Annotated in this window: 19 protein-coding genes; 7 read left to right on the top strand and 12 right to left on the bottom strand. The window is 46.1% G+C overall.

Annotation, left to right across the window (positions count from 1 at the left end):
• Positions 1–86: 86 nt before the first annotated feature.
• The 3 genes from HP567_RS09530 to HP567_RS09520 all read right to left on the bottom strand — a co-directional run bounded on the left by HP567_RS09530 (position 87) and on the right by HP567_RS09520 (position 2,112).
• A complete protein-coding gene (locus tag HP567_RS09530; RefSeq protein ID WP_173608924.1) occupies positions 87–767 on the bottom strand; it encodes a queuosine precursor transporter in 681 nt (226 codons plus the stop codon).
• A 69-nt stretch (positions 768–836) separates the two neighbouring features.
• Positions 837–1,445: a Crp/Fnr family transcriptional regulator gene (locus HP567_RS09525; RefSeq protein WP_173608925.1), complete on the bottom strand. Its 609-nt coding sequence runs from the start codon at positions 1,443–1,445 to the stop codon at positions 837–839.
• A gap of 139 nt (positions 1,446–1,584) precedes the next feature.
• Entirely contained in the window at positions 1,585–2,112 is a 528-nt protein-coding gene (locus tag HP567_RS09520; RefSeq protein WP_173608926.1) for an HPP family protein, read from the bottom strand.
• Between the two features lie 138 nt (positions 2,113–2,250).
• Between HP567_RS09520 and HP567_RS09515 the strand changes: the two genes are divergently transcribed.
• Both HP567_RS09515 and HP567_RS09510 read left to right on the top strand, forming a co-directional pair.
• A complete protein-coding gene (locus tag HP567_RS09515) occupies positions 2,251–3,207 on the top strand; it encodes a GntR family transcriptional regulator (protein WP_173608927.1) in 957 nt (318 codons plus the stop codon).
• A 161-nt stretch (positions 3,208–3,368) separates the two neighbouring features.
• Positions 3,369–4,439, top strand: coding sequence for a hypothetical protein (locus HP567_RS09510; protein WP_173608928.1), 1,071 nt, complete (start codon positions 3,369–3,371; stop codon positions 4,437–4,439).
• Positions 4,440–4,589: 150 nt separating this feature from the next.
• On the opposite strand, the gene HP567_RS09505 is transcribed toward HP567_RS09510, so the two are convergent.
• Positions 4,590–5,882: an NCS2 family permease gene (locus HP567_RS09505; protein ID WP_173608929.1), complete on the bottom strand. Its 1,293-nt coding sequence runs from the start codon at positions 5,880–5,882 to the stop codon at positions 4,590–4,592.
• Between the two features lie 155 nt (positions 5,883–6,037).
• On the opposite strand from HP567_RS09505, the gene HP567_RS09500 reads away from it, so the two are divergent.
• The 3 genes from HP567_RS09500 (at position 6,038) to HP567_RS09490 (ending at position 9,133) form a co-directional block, all read left to right on the top strand.
• Positions 6,038–6,910 carry a LysR family transcriptional regulator gene (locus HP567_RS09500; RefSeq protein WP_173608930.1) on the top strand — a complete coding sequence of 291 codons (873 nt, stop codon included), beginning with the start codon at positions 6,038–6,040 and terminating at the stop codon, positions 6,908–6,910.
• A 77-nt stretch (positions 6,911–6,987) separates the two neighbouring features.
• Complete coding sequence (locus tag HP567_RS09495; RefSeq protein WP_173608931.1) at positions 6,988–8,511, top strand: glycine betaine uptake BCCT transporter; 1,524 nt, start codon at positions 6,988–6,990, stop codon at positions 8,509–8,511.
• A 91-nt stretch (positions 8,512–8,602) separates the two neighbouring features.
• On the top strand, positions 8,603–9,133 hold the full coding sequence (locus HP567_RS09490; RefSeq protein WP_173608932.1) for a hypothetical protein: 531 nt from the start codon (positions 8,603–8,605) through the stop codon (positions 9,131–9,133).
• Positions 9,134–9,164: 31 nt separating this feature from the next.
• On the opposite strand, the gene HP567_RS09485 is transcribed toward HP567_RS09490, so the two are convergent.
• The 3 genes from HP567_RS09485 to HP567_RS09475 all read right to left on the bottom strand — a co-directional run bounded on the left by HP567_RS09485 (position 9,165) and on the right by HP567_RS09475 (position 11,224).
• Positions 9,165–9,617 carry a DUF523 domain-containing protein gene (locus HP567_RS09485; RefSeq protein WP_173608933.1) on the bottom strand — a complete coding sequence of 151 codons (453 nt, stop codon included), beginning with the start codon at positions 9,615–9,617 and terminating at the stop codon, positions 9,165–9,167.
• 24 nt (positions 9,618–9,641) lie between these two features.
• A complete protein-coding gene (gene coaA / locus HP567_RS09480; protein WP_229087973.1) occupies positions 9,642–10,580 on the bottom strand; it encodes a type I pantothenate kinase in 939 nt (312 codons plus the stop codon).
• 191 nt (positions 10,581–10,771) lie between these two features.
• Positions 10,772–11,224 carry a Dps family protein gene (locus HP567_RS09475; RefSeq protein WP_047070550.1) on the bottom strand — a complete coding sequence of 151 codons (453 nt, stop codon included), beginning with the start codon at positions 11,222–11,224 and terminating at the stop codon, positions 10,772–10,774.
• Positions 11,225–11,470: 246 nt separating this feature from the next.
• Between HP567_RS09475 and HP567_RS09470 the strand changes: the two genes are divergently transcribed.
• Complete coding sequence (locus HP567_RS09470; protein WP_173608935.1) at positions 11,471–11,896, top strand: DUF1259 domain-containing protein; 426 nt, start codon at positions 11,471–11,473, stop codon at positions 11,894–11,896.
• A 52-nt stretch (positions 11,897–11,948) separates the two neighbouring features.
• On the top strand, positions 11,949–12,380 hold the full coding sequence (locus tag HP567_RS09465) for a DUF1259 domain-containing protein (protein ID WP_173608936.1): 432 nt from the start codon (positions 11,949–11,951) through the stop codon (positions 12,378–12,380).
• A gap of 369 nt (positions 12,381–12,749) precedes the next feature.
• On the opposite strand, the gene HP567_RS09460 is transcribed toward HP567_RS09465, so the two are convergent.
• The 5 genes from HP567_RS09460 to HP567_RS09440 all read right to left on the bottom strand — a co-directional run bounded on the left by HP567_RS09460 (position 12,750) and on the right by HP567_RS09440 (position 17,855).
• Positions 12,750–13,646 carry a nucleotidyl transferase AbiEii/AbiGii toxin family protein gene (locus tag HP567_RS09460; protein WP_229087972.1) on the bottom strand — a complete coding sequence of 299 codons (897 nt, stop codon included), beginning with the start codon at positions 13,644–13,646 and terminating at the stop codon, positions 12,750–12,752.
• A gap of 18 nt (positions 13,647–13,664) precedes the next feature.
• Positions 13,665–14,249, bottom strand: a complete 585-nt coding sequence (locus HP567_RS09455; protein WP_173608937.1) for a hypothetical protein — start codon at positions 14,247–14,249, stop codon at positions 13,665–13,667.
• A 433-nt stretch (positions 14,250–14,682) separates the two neighbouring features.
• Positions 14,683–15,306, bottom strand: coding sequence for a hypothetical protein (locus HP567_RS09450; protein WP_173608938.1), 624 nt, complete (start codon positions 15,304–15,306; stop codon positions 14,683–14,685).
• 148 nt (positions 15,307–15,454) lie between these two features.
• On the bottom strand, positions 15,455–17,263 hold the full coding sequence (locus HP567_RS09445) for a helix-turn-helix transcriptional regulator (RefSeq protein ID WP_173608939.1): 1,809 nt from the start codon (positions 17,261–17,263) through the stop codon (positions 15,455–15,457).
• A 4-nt stretch (positions 17,264–17,267) separates the two neighbouring features.
• Positions 17,268–17,855, bottom strand: coding sequence for a sensor domain-containing protein (locus HP567_RS09440; RefSeq protein ID WP_173608940.1), 588 nt, complete (start codon positions 17,853–17,855; stop codon positions 17,268–17,270).
• Positions 17,856–18,071 lie beyond the last annotated feature (216 nt).

Here is an 18,071-nt window from a genome sequence, read left to right as displayed (position 1 = left end):
TAAAGTTTGTATAATCCTTCTAAACATGGAAAAACAAAAACCGCCAAGTTTCATCGTCCTTGGCGGTTTTTCCGTGTTTTTGTCAATTAGCTTTCGTCCACTTTCATACTACGTGCGATATAAAGAGCCGGCGTCGAAACTGCCGATACGACAAACTTGATCAGGTAGGTGGTCAACAGGATTTGCCACCAAACATCCATCGGGAATTCTCCCAAAAAGGCAATCGTACAAAAGGTAACCGAGTCAAGCAACTGACTAAAGAGCGTGCTTCCATTATTGCGAATCCAGAGCTGATTTGGGCCCGGACATTTTTTCTTCAACCACGAATAAATTTTCACGTCGACAAACTGGCTGACAAAATACGCACACAAGCTACCCAATGCAACTCTTGGCATCAAGCCAAAAATCGTCTCTAAGGAACCTTGGGCAATATCTGTTTCCTGTGGTTCAAACACCAGCACGAGCTGCATGATGATCGTTGCCGCAATTAAGGTAAAGAAGCCGAACCATACGGCTTTTTTCGCTTCTCTTTCCCCATACTTCTCGTTCAATAGATCGCTTACCAAATAAATAGAAGCATAAATCGTATTGCCGAGCGTCATGACCAAGCCGAACATTTCGATCGTTTTGACCACTTGGATGTTGGCCAGCACGGTTGCCATCCCGATCCACGCGTACAGTCCCATTCTGCCGAACAATCGGTAGCAAAGCAGGAACAGCCCGAAGTTCACCAGAGCAAACAGCACTCCGATCCAAAAATTAAACATATGATTTCCTCCTAGTTTTGATAACGCGGGAGTTTACGAACCGCGGCCCGTTTTGAGCATTCAATCATTTTACTTGCATTCTCTTTTTTTATCAACCATTCTCGAGGCATGTACCGCAATCGACATGCGGGACACCAACACCATTCCCTCATCGACCAAACTGGCTAATGCTAATGAAACAGTTTCTCTGGTCGCCCCTACCATGTTGGCAATCTCCTGGTGGGAGAGAGATACGGTCAATTTCCAAAACGGCCCTTCTGCTTTTCCGAACCGCTGACATAACTGAACCAACAGATGCAACACGCGATCCCTGACCGATTCCAAGGCCAGCTTTTCCATTCGCTCCTCTTGTTCGCCCAATCGTTTTGACAACTGATACATCATTTCTTTCAAGCGTGGTGGACATGCTTGCAGCATTTCTTCCATCCGAGTCGCACTCCAATGAGTAAGGGTCGTTTTTTGCATCGCTTCAATGTACACAGCACGTGACCCTAGCACCATTTCCCCAATCTCGCCAAAAACAGCTCCGGGTCCCAGCAATCCCACGGTAAAGGATTTTCCATCCTCGTTTAACCTAGAGAGACGCAGAAGTCCCTTTTGAATGAAAAAAATGCCCATTCGAGTGTTCGTCGGTGTCTGAAACACCGTTTTCTTGGCTAGAACGATTTGCTCACTCATGATACATCCTCTCCACACTATATACCTAGTTACCTACACTTTTATGTATTTTATCCCATTTGTCAATCACCTCCCCTCTTCTTTCTCCATGAAAAAATGACCCCCTAATAAAAGGCGGCCATTGTTTACTGTGATATTGCTATACCCAAAACACAGGATAAGCACGCTTCTTATGCATGTTATTGACGAATAGCGCAATCAGCACAACCACTACTGCACCTATAAGTACCGGAGACAATAAAAACTCCCACCCCTTGCCGTCCATGACAATGACGATCGGATTGGCACCCGCAGGAGGATGGGTCGTTTTCGTCACATGCATGGCGACAATCGCAAGACCGACACTAACTGCTACGACCCACAGCTGCGATCCGCCTATTTGATAAAGCAGCACGCCAACCAAGCTGGTAAAAAAATGACCCCCGACGATATTGCGCGGCTGAGATAACGGCGAATCCCAAGCCACGAAAGCAAGCACACAGCTTGCTCCAAATGAAGCCATCAACCAGACAGCGGTGGTGAATTCCGTCAGCATGCCCAGCACCCCTATCGTCACTAATCCGCCAAGGCCCCCAATCAAAGCAACCGAGCCAGATATTTTCAAAGGCGTTCTGCTTCTCCCCTTCATTTTGGCTACAAATCCCTTTATGCTCCATCCATCACTCATCACAGCCACCTCCTGCTCCCATCGTAGCAAGTGACCCTTCCTTGTTCTGTAAGCTATCTTACAAAAACACAAATAATAGCTAGTTACCTAGATATTTAGTAAAATAAAATACAAAACCAAACTGTGAGGCGAATATCCATGACTCAATCACTTGTGCGGCTAAATGCAGACTTTCCAATCCCGATCCATGTGCAAATCAAAGAACAATTGAAGCTTCTCGTTGGCCTCGGCCACCTTCAACCGGGCGAAATGCTCCCACCTGCTGCCCAATTAGCGGATCAGCTGCATGTCAACCGTAACACCATCAATGCTGTATACACACAGCTACGGGATGAAGGTCTCGTCTATATGCAAAAGGGTCGCGGCACCTCTGTCGCCGACAATTCTGCGATTACTGCCTTTCGCATGCGGCAGCAATCGCTTTATGATCACGCCAAAACCATCATGACCGAAGCACAGCAGCTTCCGTTTTCGCTGGATGAGCTTATGCTTGCTTCCATTGCTTACGGGCACTTGTTTCTTTCCCGGTCCAAAAAAGAAGCCCGATGGCTCTTGGTAGAATGTCACGAGCATGACCATCCTTTTTATCGTAGGAAAATAGAAGAGATCATTGGTCAGCCCATTCAGGCTGCCTATCTTGAAAACCATTCAGATGTTCTCTCTGCTATACAAGATGCCGACCAAATCGTCACCACCGTCAATCATGCAGAGGAGGTAAAAGAATTAGCTGCTCGTTATCACAAATCAGTCCTCATCATTGGAGCAAGTGCCCAGACGAGCACGCTTCTGGAGATCGCTCGCCTGGAGGCAGGCCGTGCAGTTGGGTTTGTTTGTCTCGGAAAAAAAGGCGGGGAATGGATGGCGAGACGGGTACAAGAGGCAGGTATCGAACAGATTCAACACATGACCGCAGGATTCGCTGATGAACGCTCCTTGCAGCAGATTATCCACGATTCTGACTTGCTCTATGCCTCCGCTGCGGTATATGATCAGCTCCTCGCGTTAGCTCCAGACAAAACACGTCTCTATCCCATGCTGTTGGAGCAAAGCAGCGAGGCACTGCTAAAAGAAGCGAGCAACCTCCTAGCCCCCTAACTTTTACCTGTTACCGATTTGTAGGATTTATGTCGATAGTCTGTAACCAATGCAGCCACCCTATCGTACATAATGAACGTGTAGCAAGGACAAGCCAAGATGCAGCAGACTACACATTTACATCATGATCAGTCAGCAAGACTGGGGAGGAGATTCACCACATGAAACACTTGAAACACTTGAACAAACTCGTAACAGGAACAGTACTAACTTCCGTACTTTTCACTGGAGGGTATGCAATCACAGCAGATGCAAGCAACACAACTGCTACAACAAAAGGCTTGCAAGAGATTACGAAAAAAACAGCAGACGTAACGGGTGACAAAACCGCAGACACAGTGGTTCTGTACGGGAAAAAAGAGAAAAACAGCCCATACGTGAAGGACCTCACCATCAAAGTAACAGATGGCAAAACGAAGAAATCTTTTAACATCGACGTGAAGGACAACGGCTACGAGCCGAAGCTGTCCGTTCAAGATTTCACTTACGATAAAAAAGGCGAGATCATGGTTACTGCAAGCACTGGCGGAAGCGGCGGCTACACAACCAATCACATCTACACCGTGAAAGATGGAAAAGCGAAAGAACTCAGCCTGCCAGGTCTCGATAAAAACAAAGCAGGCGTAGTCGGAGCGGACTTCGTCGAACTGAAACCGATCGACCTAAACAAAAATGGCCTCTACGTACTGGAAGGCACAGAGCGCCTGACTGGTGATTACAATGCAGATGTTCGCGGCTACCTCAAATCCAAATGGAAGTGGAACCAAACCAAATGGGAATTGATGAGTGCCAACTTCGAACCAGCTGTAAAACCACTCGAAGTCTATCATGATACTTTCAAAAGCCAAGACGCAGCCTTTACTTTTAAAGGTCCAAAATCTTGGAATGGCAACATCCTTGTTGAGGAAAAAACAGGCCCAAATGCAGACGAATACTTGCCAGAAGCAAAGAGTGTAACCCGCTTCATCTTCAATGCTGACAAAGCGGAAGATCGTACACCTGTTGTAGTTATCACCGCGTTTGACCTGAATGACTGGAAAAAACTGAACAACCCGGACGAGCCACCAGTCGGCGTCGAAATTGCACGTAACCAAGCAACCAACACGGTTTATGTAGCAAGCTTGCCACAAGACACAGTATTTGATCCAGCAAGCAAAGAAGGGAAGAAATTCATCCCTCTGATGATGTCTCTGGACCAAGTAAAACAAGCGTTTACGCTGGTAAAACGATAATCAATGCGCATCTCTCCGTGAATAATCCCTTTGCCTCTCTCATTGGCAAAGGGACTTTTTCATTGTTTTTAAGATGGTTTTACGAGGCAAATCGCACGGGAGAACAGAACAAAAAAACCCCCGGACACAAGTCGAGGGAAACCTTCTCTTTTATGCGAAGATCGGCAGCATGAGATTCAGCAAGAACAATCCCGCGATGACATACATGAGCGCAGGCACTTCACGGCGTTTGCCCAATGCGAGCTTCAAGAGCGGATACGCCACGAATCCAAACGCAATTCCATCTACAATGCTGTAGGACAACGGGATAATCGCGATGATCAAAAAGGCAGGGAAGCCTTCCGAGAAGTCCTTCAGATTGATATTCTGTACATTTTGCAGCATCAGTGCGCCAATGATGATGAGCACCGGAGCAATGGCTCCATCTGGAATCATTTTGATGACAGGAAGCAAACCGAGCGAGAGCAGGAACAAGGTACCTGTTACAAGTGCGGTCAGTCCCGTCCGTCCTCCCGCTGCGATTCCTGCGGCTGTCTCTACCGTCGAAACCGTCGGACTGGTTCCCAGAATGCCAGAGATGGCAGCCGACAATGCATTCGCTTGCAGCGACCGGCCAAACTTCTCCGGCTGCCCAAGCATCGAGGTATGCCCATGAATCAAGCCGATATTTTCAAAGACGATGACCATCGCCAATGAGAAGGTCGCGATCCAAAATGGCAACGCCCAAATGGCTGAAAAGGAAAGACCCGCAAATACGCTTCCGTAATCCGTGAACGAAAACGAGCCTCCTCCTCCTGGCTCGATAATCCCGAACAAAAAGCCAAGTCCTGTACCAACCGCAATACCGATCAAGAAGTTGCCCGGTACATTGCGAACAAACAAAATCAACGTAACAATCAAAGTTATCAGCGTGACGATCACATGCGGGCTGGACACGTCACCCAGCGCGACAAATGTAGACGGATTCATGACGATCAGCCCGCCTTTTTGCAGACCGATGAAGGTCAAGAACAGCCCGATCCCTACGGTAATCGCTTCTTTTAGCGAAGCGGGTATCGCACTGGACAATATTTTCGCGGCCTTGGTAAAGGCAATGACACTAAAGATCAGACCCGAAACAAAAACAGCTGCCAATGCTTCTTGCCAAGTGAGGCCCATCGATTTACATAACGTGAACGTAAACAGGGCGTTGATCCCCATGCCGGGAACCAGAATAATAGGTGCATTTGCCCAAAAGGCCATAAGAAGTGACCCGATAAATGCCGTCAATACAGTCGCCAGAATGCCTGCTTCCATCGGTATTCCAGCATCATTTAAAATCGAAGCGTTTACGGCAACAATGTAGACAATGGTGACAAAGCCGATAAATCCGGCGATGAGTTCCCTTTGAAACGTCGTGTCGTAAGCGCGCAAGTGAAATAGCTTTTCCATCCACGAACGCACGGATTTCCCTTCTTTCCTTTATGTCTTTTCCATGAAGTGAAGATTCACAGGAAACATGCTATCATAGCTTCATCAATATGAAAAATATCCATAAAATCTAATTTTCATATCGTTTTCATATGGAACCATTCTCGTAAGGAAAGAAGGCATTGTGTGTGGACATTCGGCAACTGCGTTATTTTATCGCCATAGCGGAAGAAGGTCAGATAACGGGAGCGGCTAAAAGGCTGAACATGGCCCAGCCGCCTTTGAGCCAGCAACTGAAACAAATGGAGGAGGAACTCGGAACCTTGCTTGTTGAGCGCTCAGGCAAACAAATGATTCTGACAGAAGCAGGCGTCACTCTCTACAAACAGGCCCTCAATATCGTTCATCAAATGGAGGAAGCCCTTTCCGAGGTCAAAGAGACAGGCGAAGGCATTCGTGGGACGCTTTCCATCGGTGTCAGCGCACTGTCGGCCTATCGTCTGCCAGAACAAATTCGCGTGTTTCAGCAAAAATATCCGCTCATTACGTATAAAATTTGGAAAGGCGATACGCAGCTCCTCAATCAGTGGCTGGAGCGCAGAACCATAGAAGTCGCTATCGTACGTCTCCCCCACTCATTGAACAACTGCACCATGATTCCGTTGGAGGAAGAGGATTTTGTGCTCATTGTTCCTGCCACCTCCCCTTATGCCGATCGCAAAGAAATCGAAATGCGCGAGATCGCCCAGCTCCCGCTCATCATGCCGAGCACGCCAGGATTGGGCATCTACGACTTGATTATCAAGGAATTTTCCCGTCTAGGCGTGGAACCGCATGTCATCTGTGAGTGCCCGGACATCTCGCTCATCGTCAGCATGGTCGCCTCCTCTGTCGGTTCCTCCATCGTCCCCATCTCGGCATGGGAAACTCATCAGAGCGAACAAATTCGCGGGATTCGACTCTCCGGTACTTCTATTTATTCTTCCGCTGCTGTCGTTTGGCAGTCTGGACGCCATCTATCCAAAGCAGCGAATCGGTTTATCGAGACGTTTTCATCGTAACTCCAGTGGAATAATCTTGGAAATCCCGCGGGATGATAAACTATTACCATTTCTTGTAGATTCCCGGGAGGATAAAGATGACTTTCCTGATATCCTTGGTCATTGTATTTGTCATTGTGCTGTTCGGCGCGATTTCTCCTGAGCTGTTCGCCTCTGCGGCTTCCCATGTCCTGAAAGTGACCACGACGAATTTTGGCTGGTTTTATTTAATCGTGACTTTCGGTTTTCTGATCTTTTGCATCTTCCTTGCCTTTAGCAGATACGGACAAATCCCTTTGGGGAGCGACGATGATGAGCCGGAATACTCGCTGCCTACGTGGTTTGCCATGCTGTTTTCTGCTGGGATGGGGATCGGTCTTGTCTTTTGGGGAGTGGCAGAGCCCGTCTCTCATTACTTCGCTCCGCCAGCAGGTGTGACTGGACAAACGACCGAAGCCGCACAAACTGCTCTGCGCTATGCGTTTTTTCACTGGGGTCTGCATCCTTGGGGGATCTACGCTCTCATCGCACTCTCTCTCGCGTATTTTCAATTTCGCAAAGGGGCGAAGGGCTTGATTTCCTCCACCTTTGGCCCACTGCTCGGTGAACGCATACACGGACCGCTCGGAAAAGGGATCGATATTCTGGCTGTCATCGCCACGGCATTCGGTGTCGCAACCTCACTTGGCCTCGGAACTCTGCAAATAAATGGGGGCTTGTCTCACCTCTTTGGACTGCCGTCCAGTACCACCGTGCAGATCGTCATTATTTCCATAATTACAGTGCTATTTCTGCTCTCGGCTACGACAGGGCTGGATCGAGGTATCAAGTATTTGAGCAATACGAATCTGGTATTCGCTTTGTTGCTCCTCCTGCTAACGCTCGTACTGGGACCAACCTCATTTATTTTTGACGCCTTCACCAGTACGCTGGGCAGTTATTTGAACAATCTCATCTCGATGAGCTTGCGACTGACCCCTTTTACACAAGGGACATGGGTAGCCAACTGGACGCTGTTTTACTGGTCGTGGTGGATTGCCTGGGCGCCGTTCGTCGGCATGTTTATCGCACGCGTCTCCAAAGGTCGCACGATCAAGGAATTCGTCATTTGCGTGATGCTGGTTCCGAGTTTGTTGAGCTTTATTTGGTTTTCGGTTTTTGGCGGAACTGCTCTTCATCTTGAAATTTTTGATCAAGCGCCTATAGGGGCGGCGGTACAAAGTGACATATCGACTGCGTTGTTCCTCGCCCTGGAGCAGTTGCCTATGGGGTACATTCTCGCTGTCGTTGCGATTCTGTTAATCATTACCTTTTTTATTACATCAGCGGATTCCGCTATTTTCGTGCTCGGCATGCTGTCTTCTGATGGCAACCTGGACCCGTCGAATCGGGTAAAAATCACCTGGGGCGTCCTCCAATCCGCTATCGCGATTGTTCTGTTGTTAAGCGGCGGCTTGGAAGGCCTACAGACAGCCTCCATAGTGGCAGCACTGCCTTTTACCGTCATCATGGTCTTGATGTGCTTCTCCCTTGTCATGGCATTGCAAGAAGAAGACCGGATTGCGAAAAAGAAGCGGAAAGAACAGCAGAAGAAGCTGGAGAGGTTGTTGAAGGAGTTGTAAAAAGTAGGAAGACCCTTCTATCAGGCATTATGCTTCGTGAAGGGTCTTTTTTGTGGTATTATATGGAAAATATTTCAAAGGATTTGATCGTATGGAGCTAGATCGTTCTTTTCGAAAAAAGATAGTACCGATACCGTACTGGAAATTGATGATTGTCTTCACACTATTCATTGCTTCGTTTATTATCTTGCAAGTATGGGAAAATCAAAATCGCCTCTATACCGACAATCTGTACATGAAACGATCGATTTTTACAGGTGTAATGTTTCAAGTGGAATTTATCAAGGAACCAAACAGGGAAGAAATAGAGCTGTACAGCTTTGCAACCCCAGACGCTCGAGTGGATCGCCAACAAATGCACAAAGACAACCAACTGGAGTTTTCATTACTGGAGGATAAAATCGATCTGCTCATTCGAGAAGAGCGCAATGTCATCTTTTATTTCCTAATCTTGTCGTACATACTGTCCGTTTGGTTTATACTGCGAAATGTTATTCGCGATCATAGCCTTCCTGCGTTAGCATTTGTTGCATGTGTCTTCTTCAGTTTTTCTCTTTGGCGTTCTTGGTTCAAAATACAGGAGTTGCTTGAAGAGACCGCTTATTATATGAGCAGATTGTAAAGGGGGACGCTATTCATCGCGCCCCCCTTTGTTATTCATTAGATGTTTTCACCTCAGATGTTACCTCAATCCCGTTTCTGCGAAACAGCGCTGCCGTCAGCCCGACACCCGGCACTTTTTTCCCGGAAAAGCTGCCATCGTAAACGAAGGAGCTCCCACAGGACGGGCTGTTTTCTTTTAAGATAGCAGATGTGGCTCCAACCGTTTTCGCCAGCTTCAGTGCTTGGTTCGCCCCCATCAAAAATTCCTCGGTAACGTCTCGGCCAGTGTCGTCTATGATGCGTGCTTTGCCATCCAGAACATCATCTCCCGTACCCCCGATGATTTCGGCTGGCGGTCGTGGTGTTGGCAAGCCTCCCAGCTGTTCAGGACAGACGGGAATGGCCTTTCCTTCCCGGAGCAATTGCTCCAGCTCTTGGTTCAAGCATGACTTCTGATCGTAACGGCATTCACAGCCGATCAAACAGGCGCTAATCACTTTCATGACAACCGTCCTCCACCTTTTTATTTACAGCTTGCGCAGCTTCACGCTTTGTACCCTATGATCCTGCCCCTTGTCCAAAATCAATTGAGCGCGAACACGCGTCGGCAAAATGTTTTGACGCAGGTTAGCTCCATTTATCTCCGTCCAAATACCGGTGGCCACCTTAGTCGCCTCCTCATCAGACAAACTCGCGTAACGCTTGAAATACGAGGATGGATCGGAGAACGCAGTCTGACGCAGCAGCTTGAACCGCTCTACATACCATTGCAGGATGTGCTTCTCTTCCGCGTGTACGTAGATCGTGAAGTCAAAGAAATCCGAAACAATGACCTCGGAAATACGAGTATCGTTTTCGTCACCTCTAGGCGGTTGCAGCACATTCAAGCCTTCAACAATCAAAATGTCAGGCTGTCTGACGGTCTGCCATTCATCTGGCACGATGTCATATACAAGGTGGGAATAAACTGGTGCTTTCACTTCAGGCAAACCCGATTTTACATCGGATAAAAAATTGATAAAGCGGCGCAAGTCATAACTCTCCGGGAATCCCTTGCGCTTCATGATTCCTCTGTCTTCTAGGACCTTGTTCGGATACAGGAACCCGTCGGTCGTTACCAAATCCACCTTCGGATGATTCGGCCAGCGGGACAACAGCGTCTGCAAAATGCGAGCCGTTGTGCTTTTGCCTACAGCCACACTGCCTGCGATACCGATAATGAATGGAACCTTGCCATCCTGGTTCCCTAAAAAAGTGTGAGTCGCCTGGTACAGCTCCTGCGTGCCCCCGACATACAAATTCAGCAGACGGGACAACGGAAGGTAAATGTCGGAGACTTCGGTCATGGACATTTTCTCGTTTAAGCCCTGCAAAAGGGAAAGCTCGTTATCAGATATGGTCAACGGCGTGGAAGCCCGCAGAGCACTCCACTGCCCGCGATTAAATGTAACATAGGGTGATGCCATGGGAATGTACATCCTTTCCATCATGAAAGTGCTTACTTTATTTCACACAAGGTTAGTTTACACCAGCATGTCTTTCTTGGGAACAAGGGGGTTGCCCTAAATCAGACCAGCTCTGCACTTTGCCTTCATGAGTACATAGGAAAAAAGCCGATACCCCATGGCATCAGCTTTGCTTATAAAAGAATTTCTTGTTATTTTCCCAAGTGGGCTTGCAGCATCCACACATGCTTTTGCAAGCTGTCCATGATCCCTAAGAACATATCGCCAGTCGCTTCATCGTCCCCTGCTTCCGCGGCTGTAATACCTTCTTTGAGTTCTTTGATCAGGAGTGTAAAATCGTTCACGACTGCCTCTACCATCTGATCCGCAGACTCTCCACCTGTCGCTTCCTTAATGGAAGCCTGCTCCATACAGGCCTTCAACGTCGAAACAGGCTTGCCCCCAACCGTTAACAGCCGTTCTGCCAGCTCATCCACATTTTTGGCTGCCTCGTTGTATAGCTCCTCAAATTTTTCATGCAGGGTAAAGAAATTCGGTCCTTTGACAAACCAGTGATAATGATGCAGCTTCATATACAGCACAGACCAGTTGGCAACTTGTTTATTAAGTACGTCGGTCACGGGCCGACTCATTGTCATACTCATCCGGACGCTCCACCTCTCATGGTATAGATATAGCGTTTGTAGTATGTGGTCAATCGGGCGATTCTATTCTTTTCATGACAGTCCATCTTTTCTACAAGCTGGACGAGCTTATACAACTAGCTCCACGTATTGCTAAAGCTCTGGAATGAAATCTGTGTCTTTTTCATGTAAAAAACCACAAATTACTCATTTCCCTTTTTTCTGTCAATCATAAGCTATTTCTAGATTGACAAAAGGAGGATTACTATGGCGCATAAAGCGAAAACGAAGGTTAGCCCACAATTCAAAAGACTCTGTACCCGATTTGGAAGAATATTAGGGGGCGAGTCGGAAATTGACAGTGGGCCGGTTTGTTTTGTCATGCGGCTTACAAATCTTCGAGAAACCATCTTGGGAAGACGAACGCTATCCCCTTTAGTTCGAGCTCAAATGTTTTCGTTTGAATCCCTTGATAAGTCGGGCCGTGCCCTTTGTTTGGGAGAGACTGCCGTTCACCAAAATCAGGTGAACCGCTTGATGTCGAATCTCCGCAAGCGCGGAATTAAAGTGACCGCACTTCACAACCACTGGCTAAAAGAAAACCCGCGCTTAATGTACATGCATTGGGAAGCGATAGAAAACCCTATCGTATTCGCTAGGAAAACCAAAGAGTCCATCGCATTCCTGGGTTAACATGGTGGAGCCATGAAGTTTTCATTTCATCATAATCGAAAGGATGACGGATATGGGCAAAGTAAATGCAAAAGCAAAGGCAAGTCCCCAGTTTAGAAGACTGTGTAACCGATTTTCAGCCATTTTAGGTGGAACAGAGCATGAAATTACAAGAGGTCCCGTTTGTTTCGTCTCCAGAAATAGAGTATTCAATGCGTCTATATTAGGCAGAAAAACCACATCTCCATTGGTCCGCTATCAATTGTTCTCATTCGAATCCTTGAACAGTTCGGGACGTGCACTATGTTTAGGGGAAACGGCTCTCTTCCAAAACCAAGTAAACCGTTTATTGTCAAACCTTCGCAAAAACGGGATAAAGGTAACAGCAGTCCATAATCACTGGCTCTTTGACAACCCGCGTCTTATGTATATTCATTGGGAGTCAATTGATAATCCCATTGCATTTGCCAGGAAAGTGAAGCGTTCTATTGCTTTTTTGGGATAATCATTGGTATTGATAACAGAAAACAGCGGCAGGATAACGTGATCATATCGTCCAAGACTGCCGCTCAGCTTCAAACCAAAAACGCGAGATTTCGTACACAATCCACGATTAGTATCCCCTGAATCTCCGTGCAATTGCGGATTCACGGGATATTGCCATTTCGTTATTATTTTCACCTTTTCCTGTTATCTCGCGCGTTTTGTTTCACGAGCTGCTGTGCAATTGTATTTGGGTTAATACAGGGTATTATTCATTGATGTTGATGGGGAATGTTCCGACCAATTTCATCATTAATCTTGTATCCCATAAAAAAAGGCTCACTCCTTCTACCCTAACAGAAGGAACAAGCCTACTTCATTTACTATCCTGTTACAATTTTTTGGGTGTTGGACTTGGCAAACTTTCAAACGCATACCCATTAATCCCGGCAAAATCCATCTTTTTACGCAAATCACTGACAAACTGCGTAAAATAGAGGCCACGATCCATGCTGCCCGCATATTTTCTCAAGTCGTAATCGTAGGTTAACGAATCGTATATGTAATGCAAATCATCAACAAGCACCTTTTTCATATCACCTTTTTTAATAGATGGATCGATACTGCATTCGTTCACGAGCGCCTGTAATGTTGCCTTGAGCGCATCGTTGTCATAGGACGGGTGAGCGAGTAAAAATTTCAAATCGTACAAGTCTTTAAACCTCGGTCTGACAATTGTTTGATGCAGCTTCCAAGCAACCTGGATGGACAGAGGCACAGTGTACGGAACCAGAAAGCTTTCCCCGAAAGCAGGTTGGTACTGTAGCGGAACTGGGTCTGCTTCCATTTCCAGGTTAAACGAAATATCAAGATCAAGCTCGTTATAATCATTCGCTTCCCTTGTTTGGCCTTTGAAATAATAGGCAATATCCGTATTTATCGTCGGAAAATCATCTGCCATTGCGTAATCGATATATCTCCAAAAGGCATTTTCACGAAAGCTTCTAAACACGACGCCGTCGTTCAGATCCATTTCGGTTACTTGAATCATCCATTGTGTAAATACTTCATGGGCGTGCTCGACGTCCCTGATCTTCCCCGCATACAATAAGTCAATATCATCCGCGTCCCGAATCTCTCGGTTGTCCAAATATTGTCTGGTGAGAAGGCTGCCTTTTAATACAAAGGGCATATTCACAAGAGCAATTCTTCTCAACAGTGCTTCCAAAACTACTAGCTCTCTCGCCTCATATTCTAACTCTGCTACATCATCATATGTTATCATCATGATCCTCCATCTTAAAAATTAGGATATCCAGCCGCTGTCCAGTTCTTCTCGGCTGTCATAAATACATAGTTCGTATTGTTCTTTGATTAACTCGATCTGATTTGCTTGCAATATGGTATGTATCATTTCTACTCGATCGTAAAACTGTTTCGGGCTCTCATATTCTCGGACAGTGATGAATCTCACCTTTCCATTCGCATTCAATGAGTTTCTCGAAATATGCCCGCCATGATCCTCACATAAATTTCGTAACGCATCGACATCATCGACCTGTACTTTGCCATGCCATTCGAAGTAAGGCTTCGAGTTTTTTAGGATGGGCTGGTGAAAGTACGTTTCTTCCTTTGGAGAAATCTCTACTTTTTTTCGGACGATGGTAAAACCGTTGTTTTGAAACGTAGCTGCAACCTTTTCCATCTCTATATTCGCTTCATGAAAATCTGCTCGCTTGATTACTCCTGTTATCATCGGTTGATTGATGTAATTTCCCTGATCCAAAACGATCATGACCGGTTTCACATGTTGCGATTGGCAGAGATCGATAAAAGCTTCCTTTTCATCAAGTTGTAGATCGTTGAAGGTAACATGAAACTCAAATTCCATTACTTCACTCCCTGACTTTCCTTGTATGGCACAATCAATTTATTTCCTTTTCTTCCTATTTGTATCGACATATCTATGCTAGCTCTTAACCGTTTCGTTTTAAAAAATAAAAAAGTAGAGGTTCGCTGAGAATCTTCTCTCAACATATCTCTACTTTGTATGGTGCTAGTTGCTAACCATTTAGCTTGGTGGTTGCTGAAAAGTCCAGAGAGTGCACGTTTTGGGACCAGTACTCCAAGATTTCATCGAGTCTTAACGCCTAAGTCCTGATCTTTGAGCCTAAAGAGCTTTGATACGTAAGGTTTGAAATCTGAGCGCTAAGCTTTGAGCTTTCATCCGCATATTCACCAAATAATTTTAGGATGGCCTGGTTAACCCACCAGGCAAGGGACTCTCGTTTATCAGCTATTCAAATGATTAGCAAATCACACTGTTAATCCACAAGATTGATTTTGGTAATCGTATTGGATTCGCTTAATATAAAATCGACTTCACACTCAAACTCGTCAATTTCTTTACTAAGCGTATCCATTTTCTCTTTCAGCTTCAAGGGGTCTACGAGCTTCGCTTCATTTTGTTCTTTAAACGGTTTGGAGATCGCTTCCATTTCCGTATCCTTCACCTTGGAGTCTTTGCCAAAGTTCGCTTCGAGCAGCTTTTCTAATCGCAGCTGTACTTCTTCATTTTTCTCTTCAACCTGCATGACAGCGTGGTTGTAATCTCTTCTCATTTTCTCCAGCAGTGATTTCTCATATTGAATGGAGGTTTTTCGCTCGATTGCTTCGGCAACTGTCATTTTCTTGCCGCTTATCGTTACCATCGTCTTTGCGTTGGACTCGACGATCAGCGACTTAATTTTTTGTCTTCTTTTTATTAAATCAATGGTGGATTGGTAGTTGCGCTCTGTTGTTTCCACATACAGTTCTGTTGACGTGTAACCAGTTACTGGCTTAGGTCCAATGGCCGAAGACATGAAAGTCGTTTCATTGATTCCTTTTTGAATTCGTTTATCGAGTAACTTTAATTCTGAGAGTCCTCTTGTGATAGACATTTCCATCGTGTCATTCCTCCTCGTGGAGTTTGGATAGAAGAGTTGTTTATATATAGGGGGGTTCATTTGATAGTTTAATATACAACTATCTGTAAATAGCTGTCAAATGACCTATACAAAAAAACCAGGGCCTACTCTCCCTGGCTATCACACATTACACAAGTCCTTCCATTTTCCCTTTTTGTACCGCGTCATCCCGATTCCGCACGCCGAGCTTGTCATACAGAGCAGACGCATAGTTACGCACGGTCCCGTCTGACAAATACAGCTTGGAAGCGATTGTTTTATAACGCATGCCTTGGGCGAGCATCTGCAAAATCTCCTGCTCCCGCTTCGTTAAACCATAAGCATTCTCGTCTTTTTCGCTTAGTTTCGGTGCACCGAGCAAATCTTCCTGTTCGTTTACTGGCTGTCCATCCAGCATTTTATGAAACAGGTCCTGAGCAATCATCGTACCGCCGCGATGGACGAGGCGAATCGTTTCGGCAAGCTCGCGTGATTCAATCGATTTCAAGAGATAGCCGTCTGCACCACTGCGCATGATTTCCTTGGCTTTTTCAGTATCCTGAAACGTAGACAGGACAAGAATACGAATACCGGGCCATTTTTCCTTTATTCGTTTTGTCGCAGTAATCCCGTCCATATTCGGCATCTCCAAGTCCATCAGCACTAGGTCTGGTTCCAGCTCCTCGCACAGCTCCACAGCCTGCGCCCCATCCTCGGCTAACCCGACTACCCGCAGGTCCCGCTGTCCCTCGAGTATCGAGCGCAAGCTTTCCCGAATAAACGAGTGATCATCTACGATAACCAAACGAATGATTTCGTCGGCGCTCTCGACCATCCTCGGCACCAAACAAGTAACGAGAGTTCCTTCTCCTCGCTCTGAGAAAACGGATACTCTTCCTTGCAAATGAGCCGCCCTCTCTTTCATCGTCGTGATCCCGAAGCCATCCTCCCAATTTTCTACCCCGTGACCGTTATCCTGTACTTCCAGCCTCGTCTGTTGCTGCTCAAAATGCAAGGAAACGACGATGTCCGTAGCGTGCCCGTGACGTACGGCATTCGTCAATGACTCCTGCAAGCAGCGAAACAAGGTCATTTTCACCTGCTTACCTACAGGATACTCTTCTCCAATCGCACGAAATCGCACATTCACTTTTGCATGTGTCTGAAACTCCTCCGCAAGCTGCCTCAGTGAATGACCCAAGGGAAGCGTCTCTTGCGGTGACCCCATCTGATGCAAGTACCCTCTCACTTCCTTCATGCCTTTTCGCGCAAGCTGCAAGAGGGATTCGAGCTTTTGCAACCCTTCCTGCGACGCTATATCCTGACGTAAGGTTTCCATCCCCATGATGATCGAGACATAGGAATGCCCCATCGTATCATGCAGGTCCTTGGAAAGCCGATCCCGCTCCTCCAGCAGAGTCACTCTCTCGATTTGGGTGAGGTATTGCTCCAGCACACTGTTTTGCTTGCGAATAATTTCATTTTGACGATGGTTGACGATGAGCAAATGAAAAGCAAACCCTATCGCATAAGCAAGCCCGACTTGCGAAAAAATTACGAAGACATCAAATGCACGAGAAAAAAACATAATCACCAGTGGGATAAAAACAATTGTAATGGGAGCCGACCAGCGAAACGATTTCTCCGCACTATTGGCGGCAATCAAAAAAGCAGGCATCAATAAAGTAATGTACGCCTCTGGAAACATAGACGTGAGATAAATCGATAATCCGCCAAACAAGAGCATTTCTGCTATCAGATAATAACGATAGCTCAGCATTAAACAAATCCACGGGACGGAAAACACCATCATTTCCCAAAGTATAACCATCCATAAGGGTAGCGTGAGATAATTTCCAAATTTTACAGTCGTAACGGTGAGTGAAAAGCAAACGATCAGACGTAAAAAAAACATCACCCAGTCATACCAAGCCCATTGTTTCACGACATCTAACAAACCATCATCTCCTAATTGCTTTGAACATCAAGCGGGTGTACCCACCAACTAATTGTACCAGACCGTTCCCTAGCTTGGAGCATCCGATCATGAGTATGAATCCTAAACCCATGATTTGCAATGCCTTCAGCTCTGAATCCACTACGCTCCCGAAAAAATGTATCTCCACGAAAGGATAGCACAACGGTACGATCGCAAAAAATACGGGTGCAATGTAGATGAGCACTCCGACCACCAGGCAGATACAGCCTAGGACAAATTTTTTCATCAGCCAGTAAACGGATATCCAGTTTTTTACTTCCGATAATTCCGCCTTAGCCTGCATCCATTGATTTCCCTTGGCTCTTTCTCTCATTGCCAACGGTTCTATGGAAATATCCGTATAAATCTTCGTCTGAATACGTTCATGCTGGACAAAGGTTTGAGTTGTACGCAAAACATTGGTGAGCAATGGAATTCCCACTACGGTAAAGGACAAGGCCAAGCCAAGCATGATACTGACCATGTAAAAACATAAATAAAATACTCCCGAGACAAATGTATACAGCAAAAAGATAACATTTTGAACGTTACGCATGATCGCTTTTTTCATATAAGCTAATTCTCTCCTATCTATACTTTTTCCGACACACTAATGACGGTCTGCCATAACCGTAAACCACTGCGCGTCACATGAGCCAGTATCAAAATGTCATATGACAGGCTAAGTCATGTCATTTCATCAAAATCATTTGTTAGTCGGAAAAGTGATGACAGGAAGTAACTACCGAGTATGACACGAGCTTTGCCATACTGTGCTCAAGCGCTC

It is taken from the genome of Brevibacillus sp. M2.1A (genome assembly GCF_013284355.2).
Taxonomy (GTDB): Bacteria; Bacillota; Bacilli; order Brevibacillales; family Brevibacillaceae; genus Brevibacillus.
Note: the sequence above shows the minus strand (reverse complement) of the source record. Positions and strands in the feature narration are given on the sequence as shown.